Genomic DNA, 13,118 nt, shown 5'->3' with positions numbered 1-13,118 from the left:
TTGCTAGTAAAAGTAATGGATCTTTGAATCCTAGGCGCTAGCAAAGGCTCGCTTTGGAGAGACACGCGGCAAATGTGGGGGTATCGGATTGTTTGAGTGAAAAGCAATGTTCTTCTATCGCGGTTGTCGGGCGTATGTTCTAGCCTATAGGGATACGTGAGACGAATCGCATCGATAGGCAACGTTGCTTAATTCGTAGAAGTGCGTATTTCCGTTACTGTCGCATAATCGAATCGAGGTCATCGTGGCTGAACCACATTTAGGGGAAAGCAGCCCCCTCCTGCCAGCGAGGGAGCCACAAATTGCTGAATCGAAGACGCCCAAGGACAGGACGCACTGGCTCTATATCGCAGTGATTATTGCGGTTGTCGCAGGTATCGCTTTTGGCCTTATCGCCCCAGATATTGCCAAGAGCTTCAAAGTTATTGGCACGATGTTTGTGTTCTTGATCAAGATGATGATCTCGCCGGTGATTTTCTGCACAATCGTGTTGGGCATCGGCTCTGTGCGCGCCGCTGCCTCAGTGGGCAAAGCAGGCGGATTGGCCTTGACGTACTTCATCATCATGTCCACGTTTGCTCTTGCCGTAGGACTGCTGGTGGGCAACCTCATTGAGCCTGGTAGCGGTTTGGATATTGAAGCTACCGCGGGCGAAGGTGCCGCCTTTGCCGATAAAGCCGAACACGGAACAGGACTGGTTGGCTTTATCCAGTCGATCATCCCGGAAACAGCCTTTTCTTCTTTGACCTCAGGGTCTGTGCTGCAAACGCTCTTTGTTGCCTTGCTTGCAGGCTTTGCTGTCCAGGGAATGGGTAAAGCTGGTGAGCCCATCTTGCGCGGCATCGCCCACCTGCAAAAACTGGTGTTCAAGATGCTTACCATGATTCTGTGGGTGGCGCCGATCGGCGCATTCGGCGCTATCGCCGGCGTGGTGGGTGCAACAGGGTTCGAAGCCGTCAAACAGCTCGCGATCTTGATGCTAGCTTTCTACATCACATGCCTGCTGTTCATCTTTGTGGTGCTGGGGGCCATCCTGCGCATCGGCGCCGGGTTCAACATATGGAAGCTCTTGAAGTATCTGGGCCGAGAATTACTGCTCATCGTGGCCACATCATCGTCGGAGTCTGCGCTGCCAAACCTGATGCGCAAGATGGAGCACGTGGGTGTGGACAAATCCACGGTAGGAATCGTGGTCCCCACCGGCTATTCCTTTAACCTCGACGGCACGGCTATTTATCTCACCATGTCCGCCATCTTTATCTCGGATGCAATGAACAAGCCGCTGACTCTTGGGGAACAGATCGGCCTCTTGGTCTTCATGATTATTGCGTCTAAAGGAGCAGCCGGAGTGTCCGGCGCTGGTATCGCCACGCTCGCCGCAGGGTTGCACTCGCATCGCCCGGAGCTTCTCGACGGCGTCGGCGTCATCGTAGGCATCGATCGCTTCATGTCCGAGGCCCGCGCTCTGACCAACTTCAGTGGCAACGCTGTGGCCACGATTCTGGTGGGACGCTGGACTAGCACTCTCGACGTACAACGTGCGCACGACGTGCTCAACGGCAAGATCCCATATGTGGAATCCGCCGACGATAGCGACGTGCACTTGAGCAACCCCACGGTGACTAACCCAGCGCATGCGACGCTACAACCTACCCCGCAGGTAGACCTCACGCATTACCAGAAATAAATAAAGGCTAGGCCCTAGGGCCTAGCCTTTGGTGTTATTCGGTGGGCAGTCCTGCGTCCACCCAGCCGTCGGTGCCTCCGGCAACGTTGATGGCTTTGATGTCGCGGGCCGCGAGGTATTCCACCACGCGAGAGCTACGTCCACCGGACTTGCAAAGCACGTACACGTCTTGTTCTGTGTCTACCTCGTTGAGGCGCACGGTGAATTCGCTCATCGGAATGTTGACCGCGCCTAGCGCATGAACCTCGGCGTACTCGTCAGCCTCGCGGACGTCGATAAGCTGGGCGCCTTGTGGGATATCGCGTACAGATACTTCCATGTTAAGCCTTGAATCGCTCGATAGCTTCGGCATGGATCTTTTCTGCCTCAGCCTTGTCGCCCCAGCCGGAGCCGGTGACTTCCTTGTTTGGCTCAAGATCCTTGTAGTGTACAAAGAAGTGCTCGATCTCGTTGCGCAGGAACTCAGAGACGTCGGTGATGTCCTGAATGTGATCCCAGCGAACGTCGTCGATGACGCAGAGCAACTTGTCGTCGCCGCCTGCCTCATCGGTCATCTTGAACACGCCAACCGGGCGTGCCTTAACGATCACACCGGGGAAGACTGGCTCAGGAAGGATGACTAGAGCATCCAAAGGATCGCCGTCCTCGCCAAGGGTGTGGTCGATGAAGCCGTAGTCCAGCGGATACGCCATGGGGGTGAACAGGTAGCGGTCGAGGTAAACCTTGCCGGTTTCATGATCGACCTCGTACTTGTTACGGGAACCCTTAGGGATCTCGATGGTGACTTCCATGGTCATGCGATGCTCCTTAATAGAATCGGAATACTACCGTACTAGGATAGCGGCAATGAAGAAGTGGTGGATGTCAACAGTGGTAGTAATGGCCGCAGTCATAGCGACGGTGGTGTTCGCTGTTGCTAATGTGCTGGTCCATGATCCGGTACAGGTGGATAAACCCGAACGCGGTATCACCGCCCTGGAACCTAGAGGTGTGGATAATACTGGGTTGAAGGCCACCTTGAGCGCGATGGCGCAAGATAAACGCTTAGGCAACTTTGGGGCGATGATCACAGACATCACCACAGGTGAAGTTGTCCTTTCCCAGAACGCTGAGACCGCCTTAACTCCGGCCTCGGCGACAAAACTACTCACGGCGGCAGCCGCCCTCTACGAGCTCGGCCCGGAGGACCGCATAGTCACAGAGGTGCGGAAGAAAGACCGGACGGTAGTAATCAAAGGCTCCGGGGACGTGTGGCTGACCCACGAGCAGATGGACTCCTTAGCGGCACAGATCGGCACGGGGGTAGATACCGTGCTTGTCGACGTCACCGCGTGGAAAGACAAGCTCCTCCCCGGATGGGACCCCGCCGACGTGGACGCCGGATTCGTAGCTCCCTTGGAACCCGTGATGCTCTATGGAGGACGGCTGGGAGCAACCTCGGGCGATGTTCCTAGGAGCCATCGACCGGCCTTTGACGTAGCAGAAGCCCTGGCCAAGCGCTTGGGTGCGGGAACCGTCGGCTATACAGATTCCGCAGAGGGCGAGGTCGTGGCTCACACTGAGTCGCCGACGCTGCAAAAACGCATCTCCATGATGATGGAAGACTCAGACAACGTGATGGCTGAGGCCATTGGCAGGGAGCTCTCTGCAGAACACCCCGTGGAGGCAACCCTCGACGTGCTTCGGAAAAACGGCGTAGACGTGGGCGGTTCAACGGTCGTGGACAACTCTGGACTGAGCTTGGGCAACCAGATCACCCCGAAGCTGCTGAACCAGGTGGCCGCTGCCTCAGTATTGGCGCTACCAGTAGCCGGCGGAACGGGAACGCTGGAGAACCGGTTTAACAACACACCAGGCGCTGGGTGGGTTCGCGCCAAAACCGGCACGCTGACCGGGGTTTCTGCCCTGGCTGGGGTTGTGCCGTCGAAGAGCGGGCACGTGTATAGCTTTGCCATGATTTCTAATGGCTCCGAGATCAAACAGGCCCGCGCAGCCCTCGACGCTATTGCAAATGCGGTGCGTGAGGCGTAGATGTTCTGGCCACGAAAAAGCCCACGCTTCATGGCCTGCCGAGTCGCGGTCCGGGCGGTAACCGACCGCGACGTGGTGGTAGGGCTTTCGGGCGGCCCGGATTCTCTAGCGCTGGTCGCCGCGCTGGTCGCCGAGAACTACCGGGTGCTAGCCGTGTGCGTGGATCATGGCTTGCAGCAGGGATCGGATCGCGTGGCGAAACGAGCCACGGAGGCCGTGCGGGCACTGGGCGCTGAGGCAGCTGTGGTTCGGGTAGACGTGGAGAAAACCGGAAGCCTGGAGGCGAATGCGCGCCGGGCGCGCTACGAGGCGCTGCGAGGATTTGGAAAACCTGTCGTGGTGGGTCATACCGCGGACGATCAGGCTGAGACGCTGTTGCTGGGAGCGCTGCGGGGAAAGGCCGCTGGCATGCTGGTTCAGGGAACCGTGTGGCGGCCTTTCTTGACGGTGCGCCGCGCAGATACCGTGGGTGCATGTGCGGAATTGGGGTTAGAGCCGTGGTACGATCCGCATAATGACCAACGGGAGTTTCGGCGCGTGGCTATCCGCCAACAGGTGCTCCCGCTGCTCTCTGACATCATCGGCGGCGACCCCGTCCCAGCATTGGCGCGGGCAGCCACGAACATTGCGCACGACGATGAAGCCTTGCAGGTCAGCGATGCAACTCTGGACGAGTTACGGGTAGCGCATCCAGCTTTTCGACGTCGCTACCTCGCCGCTTTCCTCCGGGAAAACGGTGCCCCTGTCACAGGCGCTAACATCGACGCAGTAGAACGCCTGGTCACCGATTGGCATGGCCAAGGCGGCGTAGCGGTTGGCAACAGGTTGGAAGTAATCCGCAAAGATGGCAAACTTTTGTCGAAAGAAAGGTGACAGATGCACGACAAGAAGGATTATCAAGTGCCCGTCAACTCCTACGGAGATGACGTTGAGGCCGTCCTCGTGAGCGAAGAAGAGCTCCAGACCCGCATCAAGGAGATGGCGGCGCTGGTGTCGGATAAGTACCGCGACGAAGAGGACGATCTCGTCTTGATCTGTGTGCTCAAGGGCGCGGTATTCTTCCTTACCGACTTTGCGCGGGCTCTCGACATCCCCTGCCAGATGGAATTCATGGCGGTGAGCTCCTACGGCAACTCCGCCACGTCTTCTGGCATGGTGCGGATTCTGAAGGACCTGGATCGCAACATCCAGGGCTGCAACGTAGTGATTATCGAGGACATCATTGACTCCGGCCTCACTCTCAAGTGGCTGATTCGTAACCTCAATGGGCGCAAGCCAAAGTCCTTGGAAATCGTTGCGTTGCTGCGTAAACCTGAGGCAGTGAAGACGGATATAGACTGCCTTGACATCGGTTTTGATATTCCCAATGAATTTGTGATCGGTTACGGTCTAGACTTCGCAGAGAAGTACCGCGACTTGCCGTTTGTCGCTTCGCTGCACCCTAAGGTTTACAAGTGAACAAAAAAATCCTGCAGTATTCGGTGATTGCCGCCATCGTCTTGATGGCCATCTACGTTTTTACTTTGCTAGGCAACGACGCCCGTGGCTATAAGCAAGTAGACACGTCGGTTGCTATCGCCCAGTTGGACAAGAAAAACGCCAAAGAAGTCCAAATCGACGATCGCGAACAACGCATCCGCATCAAGCTCAAGAACGCCCTCGACCACGAGGGTCGTGAGGTTTCGGAGATCCTGGCCAGGTATCCCGCGCGCACGTCCCCGGAGATCTTTAGCAAGGTAGAGAAGTCCGAGGCAGAGAAGTACACCACGAACGTGAACAAGGAGAACTTCCTTGTTTCCATGCTCGGATACATCCTGCCGATGCTGATCGTTTTTGGCCTCATCATGTGGATGTTCTCCCGGATGCAGGGGAACAGCAGGTTCGGCTTTGGTGGTTCTCGCGCTAAGGAACTGAACAAGGACATGCCTACCAACACGTTTGCAGACGTGGCTGGTGCAGAAGAGGCCGTGGACGAGCTCCACGAAATCAAAGACTTCCTTGAAGACCCATCCAGGTATGAACAACTGGGCGCAAAGATCCCACGTGGCGTTCTGCTGTACGGACCTCCCGGCACGGGTAAGACCCTCTTGGCTAGGGCCGTCGCTGGAGAAGCCGGTGTGCCGTTCTACTCAATCTCTGGTTCTGACTTCGTAGAGATGTTTGTTGGTGTGGGTGCTTCCCGCGTGCGCGATCTCTTCAAACAAGCCCGCGAGAACAGCCCCTGCATCATCTTCATCGACGAGATCGACGCCGTGGGCCGGCAGCGTGGCTCCGGCATGGGCGGCGGACACGACGAGCGCGAGCAGACCCTTAACCAGATGCTGGTGGAAATGGACGGCTTTGGCGACCGTGAAGGCGTGATCATCATGGCTGCCACGAACCGACCAGACATTCTGGATCCAGCGTTGCTGCGCCCTGGCCGGTTTGACCGCCAGATCCCGGTGAGCAACCCCGACCTCAAGGGGCGCGAACAAATTCTCCGCGTCCATGCCAAAGGCAAGCCCTTTGCCCCAGATGCAGACATAGAGTCGCTGGCTCGTCGTACTGCCGGCATGTCCGGCGCAGACCTAGCCAACGTGCTCAACGAGGCCGCGTTGCTCACAGCGCGCATTGGCAAGACCGTGATCACCGCTGATGCGCTGGAAGAAGCCACAGACCGAGTAGTCGGCGGACCGCGCCGTTCCAAGGTGATTTCTGAGAAGGAAAAGAAGGTCACCGCGTATCACGAGGGTGGCCACACGCTGGCTGCCTGGGCGCTGAAAAACATTGAGCGGGTCTACAAGGTCACCATCCTGGCGCGCGGTCGTACCGGCGGGCACGCCATGACCGCGCAAGAAGACGACAAGGGCATGTACAACCGCGATGAGCTGTACGCACGCCTCGTCTTTGCCATGGGTGGACGCGCAGCTGAGGAACTGGTGTTTGGCGAGCCCACCACCGGTGCCTCCGCCGATATTGAGCAGGCAACCAAGATTGCCAAGGCTATGATCACCGAGTACGGCATGTCGCCGACCCTCGGCATGGTCAAATACGGCGAAGAGCAAGGCGATCCCTTTGCCCGTGGCGGCAGTGGTGGAGTGCTGGAGTACTCGCCAGAGGTCGCGGCGCAGATTGACCGCGAGATGCAGTATCTGCTCGATCGCGCGCATACCGAGGCGTATATGATCCTCGCCGAGTACCGCGACTATCTGGATCGTTTGGCAGAAAAGCTCTTGGAGAAGGAGACCCTGCGTCGCCCCGAGCTGGAGGAGCTCTTCAACGGCATCGTTCCGCGTGAGGTGGGGGATGTCTTCCCGGATGAAGACGCCCGTTTCCCACGCCAAGCCGGCAGCGAGCCAGTAAAGACCCCCACAGAGTTGGCCATCGAGCGCGGCGAAGAACCCCCGAAGCCGTTCACGCTTCTCGACGCCTCCAAGGCAGAGCGTGCGCGTCGTCAAAGCGAAAGGGCAGATCGTGTTTGATCGCGATCGCGCGGAAACAGCAGTCCGGGAACTCCTCATTGCGGTGGGCGAGGACCCGGATCGTGAAGGACTCAAGGAAACGCCGGCGCGCGTGGCAAAGGCATATGCAGAGGTCTTTGCTGGCCTGCACACGGACCCCACGGAGGTCTTGAACAAGACCTTCAGCGAGGAGCACCGTGAGCTAGTACTGGTTCGAGACATTCCGATCTACTCAACGTGCGAGCATCACCTGGTGCCGTTTTTTGGCACGGCGCACATCGGATACATTCCGGGGCAGTCCGGGAAAGTGACGGGCTTGTCCAAGCTGGCGCGTTTGGTGGATCTGTATGCCAAGCGTCCCCAGGTGCAGGAGCGGTTAACCTCCCAGGTAGCCGATGCCCTGGTAGAAAAGCTGGAAGCTCAGGCCGTGATTGTGGTGATCGAATGTGAGCACCTGTGCATGGCAATGCGCGGCATACGTAAGCCAGGAGCCACCACCACCACGTCTGCGGTTCGAGGCGGTTTCCAAACCAACGCGGCCTCCCGTGCGGAGGTTTTGAGCCTTATTCGGAGCTGACATGACGCAAGTAATGGGAATCGTCAACGTGACCACCGATTCCTTTTCTGACGGCGGAAAATACCTCGATCTCGATTCCGCGGTGGCGCACGCCAAGCAACTCGTGGCAGAAGGAGCGGACATCATCGACGTGGGCGGAGAGTCCACTCGCCCAGGCGCCACTCGCGTGAGCAAGCAGGTTGAGCTCGCCCACGTCGTCCCCGTGATTAAAGCCCTGCATGCTGAGGGTATCAAGACGTCAGTGGACACCATGCGCGCCTCGGTCGCGGCCGCCGCCGCAGCAGCCGGGGTAGATGTGCTTAACGACGTCTCCGGCGGCCTCGCAGACAAGAACATGTACTCGGTGATGGCCGATACACAGCTTCCCGTGTGCCTAATGCATTGGAAAACGGCGACCTTTGGGGATGCCGCAGGCGCGCACCACACCGATGTGGTGCGCGATGTTCATGAGGGCCTGGACAAACTCGTGGATAATGCCCTTGCCGCGGGTATCGACGAGAAAGCTATTGTCCTCGACCCAGGACTCGGGTTTGCTAAAACCGCAGAGGACAACTGGGCTTTATTGAACGCTCTTCCAGAATTTATGAGCGAGTATCCGGTGCTCGTGGGGGCGTCGAGAAAGCGCTTTTTAGCTAGCCTAGGCTCAGACGTGGACGCGGCGACCGCCGCAGTCACAGCAATCGCGGCCCATCAGGGCGTGTGGTGTGTCCGGGTGCACAACGTGGCGCTATCCCGTGCCGCTGTGGACGTTGCGGCGAAATGGAGGAAGCATGGATCGCATTGAACTTAAAGGCCTCAAGGGCTACGCCTATCACGGCGTCTTTGAACACGAGAAACGCGAGGGGCAGGAGTTCCTCGTCGACATCACCTGTTGGCTCACCTTTCCCACCCAGGATGATCTGACCCAGACGGTGCATTATGGCGAGCTGGCGCAGCTGGCGTATGGAATTCTTACCGGCGAGCCACGCGACCTGATTGAGACAGTCGCATCGGAAATCGCCGATACCGCAATGAAGACTTTCCCGCTTTCGAGCATTGAAGTAACGGTGCATAAACCGCATGCGCCCATCCCTCTCGAATTTGCCGACGTAGCCGTGGTGGCAAGGAGATAACATGAGAGCAGTTCTATCCATCGGGTCTAACATGGACGATCGCTATGCCCTCTTAAGGTCGGCGTACGAGGAGTTCCTACCTGATCTCGTTGCCTCATCGAGTATTTATGCCACCCCGCCGTGGGGCGTAGAAGACCAGGATGAGTTCCTTAACGCTGTGCTCATCGTGGATGTGGATGAGACACCGATGGAACTGCTCAAACGCGGTCAGGCTTTAGAACAAGCCGCGGAGCGCAAGCGGATTCGGCATTGGGGCCCCCGCACCCTCGACGTAGATATTGTGTGCATTGAGGGCGTGACCTCGGATGATCCCGAGCTAACACTGCCGCACCCCTATGCGCACGAGCGCAATTTCGTCCTGGTCCCGTGGCTTGAGGCGGACCCTCACGCAACCCTGAACGGGCATCCGTTATCGGAGCTGATCACCGGAACCTTCCCGATTGTGGGGACTCTATGAAACAAACCTCCATCCTTGGGCTGCTAGGGGTTTTCCTCTTCTGCGCTCTTGCGTCCTTTATTTTGGTGATGCGATTTTATGGCGTGATGCCCTCGGTCCCTTTGGGGGTGGCGATATGCCTGTGGGGGATGGCGGTGTTGTGCGTGCTCTTAGCCGTTCGGGTGCGGGCACGCATTAAAGATGACCAGATCGGACAAGATCGCTCACAATTGAACCCGGTGACAGCTGCGCAGTTCCTTGTGATAGGCAAAGCCTCTGCATGGACAGGGGCTATTTTTGGCGGGGGCTATGTGGGCCTGGGAATCTTTGTGCTCACATCGCATATTTCTGCGCAAGATCTGCCCATCGTGATTGCCTCTGCGCTCGGCGGGGTGGCGATGTCTGCGGCAGGATATTGGTTAGAAAAATCGTGTACGGTGCCGCCCGTGGATGCAGTGCGGTAGTTTGGATGGCATGAAGGACAACGGGCAGAAGTTACTCATTGCGCTTGTCGTGCTGTCTTTGGTGGCAAGCATAATCATGCTGTTCACTGGTAACGAGGGAGTACTCAAGCTGGCGTTGCTTGCGGCGCTCTGGGCAGCCGTGCTCGGATTCTTTCTGGTGGGCCGCTACCGGGCACAGGCAGAAGCCCTGGAGCAGCGGGTGGAAGAGCAGGAAACCTTGGCACAGATTAGGGAGCAAGTGGCGCAAGTACGGACTCAACTGGAAACCCTCACGGGACAGGTATTCGTTGAGCCGACGATGATCCAGGCACAGGCCACCCGGATCCCCGAAATCGAGCAGGCTAGCGATCAGGAAAAAGCCGAAGAGCTGCGTGCGGCAGCGTTTAGGAACGCTGTCGCTGCTGAGACCAATAGTTTTGCCAAGGTGGATTGGGTTCCCACCGAGCCTGAACCGCATGGCCGGCGTCGACGTGAAGAGCGCTCAGATTCGGTCTCCGTCGCTGACTTGTTAAAGCGCAACCGGTGAGGCCGGTTCTTTCGATCAGTGGGAACAACGAGCTTGTTACTCGGCTGGTCGCAGTGGGGCACCGCTGTGCGTTTAAGCACGCGGAACTAGCATTTGATGAGCCCGCTTGGGATGGCCTCGTGGGGCGCTTATCCGGTATGTCCTTTGTCCTTAAAGAATTAAAACCGGATATTTATGCTGTGAGCGCCACAAACGACGTCGCTGCGACCATCGCTGAGCTTTTGCTCGCGGAGATCGGGGCATATGCTATTCATGTATCGCAAGATAAGTGGCCAGAGCTACTCGCTGGGCTAGTACAGATACAGCAGCTAGAACAGATGCGTGATTCGGCGCGTGCACTGCTTCAGCCCATGCTGGGCGATATTACTGAGGAATTGTTGTAAGGGAATTATGTTTCACTTTGGCCAGGCGCAGGTTTTTGACGATATTGCGATGGTAAGTCGTGCTTTTAGAAAGCAAGGCAAGCCCGTTGTGCTGGTCTCTATTGGCACACAGGTGCACGCGGGACACGTGGCGTTGATCCGCACGGCAAAGCGATTCCCGGGGGCCGTGGTTGTTGTGGCAGCGCGTGAGAACCAGCCGGTTTTTGCCGAGGAGCGAGTCGATGCCGTCTATATTGATCACAGCGAGCCAGAACGCACGCTTATCGACGCCTCCCCTCGGCTGACGCGTCGGATAGCACTGCTGAATCTGGTCGGTCCTACGGACGTCATCTACGGCGAGGACGATTATGCATTCTTGCTGCATACGCAGCGTGCGATTACCGACCTACATATACCGGTAAAGGTGCATTCGGTGCCCACGGTGCGGATGCCAGACGGAATAGCCATTTCCTCCCATAATGCCCTGATCCCCGCGGAGGATCGAGAGAAAGCATTGGCGCTTTCTGCTGCTGTCACCGCGGGGGCGCTGAGAGGCGTTGACGCTGCGAAACAAGTACTTGTTGCAGCTGGGGTAGAACCGGACTACGTCCGCTGTGAAGATAACCGCGTGTATGTGGCGGCTACCTTCGGCGGAGTTCAATTGATCGATAGTGCTAGTGATCTGAACCAGGAATAACAGTGGTGTGGTCGCGGGGTTCCTCGACGTAGAGCGGCATGTCCTTCTTAGCCTGGTAGAAAGGCTCGTTGATGAGGGCCAGCGGTTCCACACCCTTGATCAGGTCAGCGGCTTTTTCTGCCATCATGACCACGGGGGCGTAGATATTTCCGTTAGTGATAATCGGCATGACGGAAGCATCGCAAACGTAGAGTCCTTCAACGCCGTGAACCTGCATCGTGTCGGGGTCTACCACCGCGTATTCGTCGTCAGCAGAACCCATTTTTGCAGTACATGATGGGTGCAGGGCTGTTTCTGCGTCGTTACGCACCCATTCCAGAATCTCCTCGTCGGTCTGCACCTGCGGGCCGGGGGAGATTTCTCCGTCTGTGAACTCCTTCATCGCAGGGGTGTCCAGCAGCTTGCGGGAGGTTCGGACGGCTTCAACCCACTCGCGTCGATCTTGGTCGGTAGCCAGGTAATTGAAGATAATTTCTGGCTTTTCCTTGGGATCTGGCGAGGTGATGTGAACGTGGCCGAGGGTATCGGAATACATCGGACCGACGTGGAATTGGAAGCCGTGCTCGCCCTCTGGCTGGGAGCCGTCGTAGCGGATCGCCATCGGCAGGAAGTGGAACATGAGGTTGGGGTAGTCCTCGTTGTCGTTGGAACGAGCAAATCCGCCTGCCTCAAAGTGGGAGGACGCCACGGGCCCCTTCTTGGTGAGCAACCACTGTAGACCAATCTTGGGACGATTGATCATCTTGTAATAGGGCTGCGAGCTCACCGGTTGGGTGCAGTTGTACTGCACATAGACCTCAAGGTGGTCCTGGAGGTTGGCACCGACTCCGGGAAGGTGCTTACGGACTTCCACGCCAGCCTTTTCCAGGACCTCGCGGTCGCCGATTCCGCTCACCTGCAGCAGCTGCGGAGTATTGAATGCGCCACCACAGAGAATCACCTTGTCCGCGTGGACTCGACGAGTCTTCCCCTTCCACTCGTATTCCACACCGGTGGCTTTGTCGCCGGTGAAAAGGATGCGGGTGGTGAATGCGCGGGTGCGCACGTCAAGGTTCTTGCGGGATTTGACTGGGTGGAGATACGCGCGGGCTGCAGAGAGACGCTTGCCCTTGAAGATGTTGCGGTCAAAGGGGGCAAAGCCCTCTTGGCGGTATCCGTTGACGTCGTTAGTTAGCTTGTATCCAGCTTCCTGCACGGAGCGGAAAAACGCTTGGAAGAGCGGATTCGTGGCGGGACCACGGGTGAGCTTGAGAGGCCCATCATGGCCGCGACGAGGGTCGTCGGGGTCGGCTGCCAGTGCGGTTTCCATCTTGTTGAAGTAGGGCAGCACGTGGGCGTAGTCCCAGTTCTGCATGCCGGGCAGCTTTCCCCATTTCTCATAGTCCATGGGATTTCCGCGTTGGAAGATCATGCCGTTGACGGAACTGGAGCCGCCGAGCACTTTGCCGCGTGCGTGGTAGATGCGGCGCCCGTTCATTTCCGGCTCTGGCTCGGATTCGTAGGCCCAGTCGTAGTACTTGTTGCCAATCGGGAACGAGAATGCCGCGGGCATGTGAATGAAAAGATCCCAGAGGGAGTCGGAGCGCCCGGCTTCTAACACCATGACCGAGGAACCATCTTCGCTGAGGCGGTTAGCCAAGACAGAGCCTGCGGAGCCGCCACCCACGATCACCACATCGCGGTGTCGATCCTCAACTGTTTCTCCAACCGTGTCATAAGAGTCATAAGAAAACAAGTGATGTCCTTTCTGAATCGTTTCCGTCCAGTGTGCCAGCGTCCCGATGTC

General features: G+C 57.7%; 16 protein-coding genes. 13 read left to right on the top strand and 3 right to left on the bottom strand.

Annotated elements, in window-relative coordinates; genetic code table 11:
• Window positions 1-244 precede the first annotated feature (244 nt).
• Window positions 245-1,687 carry a cation:dicarboxylate symporter family transporter gene (locus ET810_RS08735; RefSeq protein WP_087454558.1) on the top strand — a complete coding sequence of 481 codons (1,443 nt, stop codon included), beginning with the start codon at window positions 245-247 and terminating at the stop codon, window positions 1,685-1,687.
• 34 nt (window positions 1,688-1,721) lie between these two features.
• Here ET810_RS08735 and ET810_RS08730 read toward each other — a convergent pair whose 3' ends face one another.
• Complete coding sequence (locus ET810_RS08730) at window positions 1,722-2,006, bottom strand: rhodanese-like domain-containing protein (protein ID WP_087454557.1); 285 nt, start codon at window positions 2,004-2,006, stop codon at window positions 1,722-1,724.
• Between the two features lies 1 nt (window position 2,007).
• Entirely contained in the window at window positions 2,008-2,484 is a 477-nt protein-coding gene (locus ET810_RS08725) for an inorganic diphosphatase (RefSeq protein ID WP_013242650.1), read from the bottom strand.
• A gap of 49 nt (window positions 2,485-2,533) precedes the next feature.
• On the opposite strand from ET810_RS08725, the gene dacB reads away from it, so the two are divergent.
• The 12 genes from dacB to ET810_RS08665 are packed head-to-tail and all read left to right on the top strand — an operon-like array spanning window position 2,534 to window position 11,332.
• The gene (gene dacB / locus ET810_RS08720; RefSeq protein ID WP_087454556.1) at window positions 2,534-3,718 is read left to right on the top strand and encodes a D-alanyl-D-alanine carboxypeptidase/D-alanyl-D-alanine endopeptidase; all 1,185 of its coding nucleotides are present in this window, start codon (window positions 2,534-2,536) and stop codon (window positions 3,716-3,718) included.
• Between the two features lie 30 nt (window positions 3,719-3,748).
• A complete protein-coding gene (tilS, locus tag ET810_RS08715) occupies window positions 3,749-4,591 on the top strand; it encodes a tRNA lysidine(34) synthetase TilS (RefSeq protein WP_134316222.1) in 843 nt (280 codons plus the stop codon).
• 3 nt (window positions 4,592-4,594) lie between these two features.
• On the top strand, window positions 4,595-5,176 hold the full coding sequence (gene hpt / locus ET810_RS08710) for a hypoxanthine phosphoribosyltransferase (protein WP_087454555.1): 582 nt from the start codon (window positions 4,595-4,597) through the stop codon (window positions 5,174-5,176).
• Window positions 5,173-7,179 (top strand): ATP-dependent zinc metalloprotease FtsH, encoded by a 2,007-nt coding sequence (ftsH, locus tag ET810_RS08705; RefSeq protein ID WP_180709360.1) that lies wholly within the window; start codon window positions 5,173-5,175, stop codon window positions 7,177-7,179. Before hpt ends, ftsH begins: the two co-directional genes overlap by 4 nt.
• Entirely contained in the window at window positions 7,172-7,735 is a 564-nt protein-coding gene (gene folE / locus ET810_RS08700; protein ID WP_087454940.1) for a GTP cyclohydrolase I FolE, read from the top strand. The genes ftsH and folE overlap by 8 nt, the downstream gene beginning before the upstream one ends.
• 1 nt (window position 7,736) lies before the next feature.
• On the top strand, window positions 7,737-8,519 hold the full coding sequence (folP, locus tag ET810_RS08695) for a dihydropteroate synthase (RefSeq protein WP_087454554.1): 783 nt from the start codon (window positions 7,737-7,739) through the stop codon (window positions 8,517-8,519).
• Window positions 8,506-8,847 (top strand): dihydroneopterin aldolase, encoded by a 342-nt coding sequence (gene folB / locus ET810_RS08690; protein WP_087454553.1) that lies wholly within the window; start codon window positions 8,506-8,508, stop codon window positions 8,845-8,847. Before folP ends, folB begins: the two co-directional genes overlap by 14 nt.
• Window position 8,848: 1 nt before the next feature.
• Complete coding sequence (folK, locus tag ET810_RS08685; RefSeq protein ID WP_087454552.1) at window positions 8,849-9,304, top strand: 2-amino-4-hydroxy-6-hydroxymethyldihydropteridine diphosphokinase; 456 nt, start codon at window positions 8,849-8,851, stop codon at window positions 9,302-9,304.
• Window positions 9,301-9,747 (top strand): DUF3180 domain-containing protein, encoded by a 447-nt coding sequence (locus ET810_RS08680; RefSeq protein ID WP_087454551.1) that lies wholly within the window; start codon window positions 9,301-9,303, stop codon window positions 9,745-9,747. Before folK ends, ET810_RS08680 begins: the two co-directional genes overlap by 4 nt.
• 10 nt (window positions 9,748-9,757) lie before the next feature.
• A complete protein-coding gene (locus ET810_RS08675) occupies window positions 9,758-10,273 on the top strand; it encodes a DUF6779 domain-containing protein (protein WP_087454939.1) in 516 nt (171 codons plus the stop codon).
• Window positions 10,270-10,656, top strand: a complete 387-nt coding sequence (locus ET810_RS08670) for a hypothetical protein (RefSeq protein ID WP_134316191.1) — start codon at window positions 10,270-10,272, stop codon at window positions 10,654-10,656. Before ET810_RS08675 ends, ET810_RS08670 begins: the two co-directional genes overlap by 4 nt.
• A gap of 7 nt (window positions 10,657-10,663) precedes the next feature.
• The gene (locus tag ET810_RS08665) at window positions 10,664-11,332 is read left to right on the top strand and encodes a pantoate--beta-alanine ligase (RefSeq protein ID WP_087454550.1); all 669 of its coding nucleotides are present in this window, start codon (window positions 10,664-10,666) and stop codon (window positions 11,330-11,332) included.
• Here ET810_RS08665 and betA read toward each other — a convergent pair.
• Window positions 11,310-13,067: a choline dehydrogenase gene (gene betA / locus ET810_RS08660; RefSeq protein WP_134316190.1), complete on the bottom strand. Its 1,758-nt coding sequence runs from the start codon at window positions 13,065-13,067 to the stop codon at window positions 11,310-11,312. The two genes, ET810_RS08665 and betA, sit on opposite strands and share 23 nt — an antisense overlap.
• Between the last annotated feature and the right edge of the window lie 51 nt (window positions 13,068-13,118).

The sequence above is a fragment of the Corynebacterium silvaticum genome, from assembly GCF_004382825.2.
Classification (GTDB): Bacteria; Actinomycetota; Actinomycetes; order Mycobacteriales; family Mycobacteriaceae; genus Corynebacterium; species Corynebacterium silvaticum.
This window is presented reverse-complemented; position numbering and strand designations above follow the sequence as displayed.

What these genes read in the sequence shown, in the direction of transcription:
- ET810_RS08730 (WP_087454557.1), bottom strand. Translation starts at nt 2,006, where the DNA reads ATGGAAGTATCTGTACGCGATATCCCACAAGGCGCCCAGCTTATCGAC.
- ET810_RS08725 (WP_013242650.1), bottom strand. Translation starts at nt 2,484, where the DNA reads ATGACCATGGAAGTCACCATCGAGATCCCTAAGGGTTCCCGTAACAAG.
- dacB (WP_087454556.1), top strand. Translation starts at nt 2,534, where the DNA reads ATGAAGAAGTGGTGGATGTCAACAGTGGTAGTAATGGCCGCAGTCATA.
- tilS (WP_134316222.1), top strand. Translation starts at nt 3,749, where the DNA reads ATGGCCTGCCGAGTCGCGGTCCGGGCGGTAACCGACCGCGACGTGGTG.
- hpt (WP_087454555.1), top strand. Translation starts at nt 4,595, where the DNA reads ATGCACGACAAGAAGGATTATCAAGTGCCCGTCAACTCCTACGGAGAT.
- folP (WP_087454554.1), top strand. Translation starts at nt 7,737, where the DNA reads ATGACGCAAGTAATGGGAATCGTCAACGTGACCACCGATTCCTTTTCT.
- folB (WP_087454553.1), top strand. Translation starts at nt 8,506, where the DNA reads ATGGATCGCATTGAACTTAAAGGCCTCAAGGGCTACGCCTATCACGGC.
- folK (WP_087454552.1), top strand. Translation starts at nt 8,849, where the DNA reads ATGAGAGCAGTTCTATCCATCGGGTCTAACATGGACGATCGCTATGCC.
- ET810_RS08680 (WP_087454551.1), top strand. Translation starts at nt 9,301, where the DNA reads ATGAAACAAACCTCCATCCTTGGGCTGCTAGGGGTTTTCCTCTTCTGC.
- ET810_RS08675 (WP_087454939.1), top strand. Translation starts at nt 9,758, where the DNA reads ATGAAGGACAACGGGCAGAAGTTACTCATTGCGCTTGTCGTGCTGTCT.
- ET810_RS08665 (WP_087454550.1), top strand. Translation starts at nt 10,664, where the DNA reads ATGTTTCACTTTGGCCAGGCGCAGGTTTTTGACGATATTGCGATGGTA.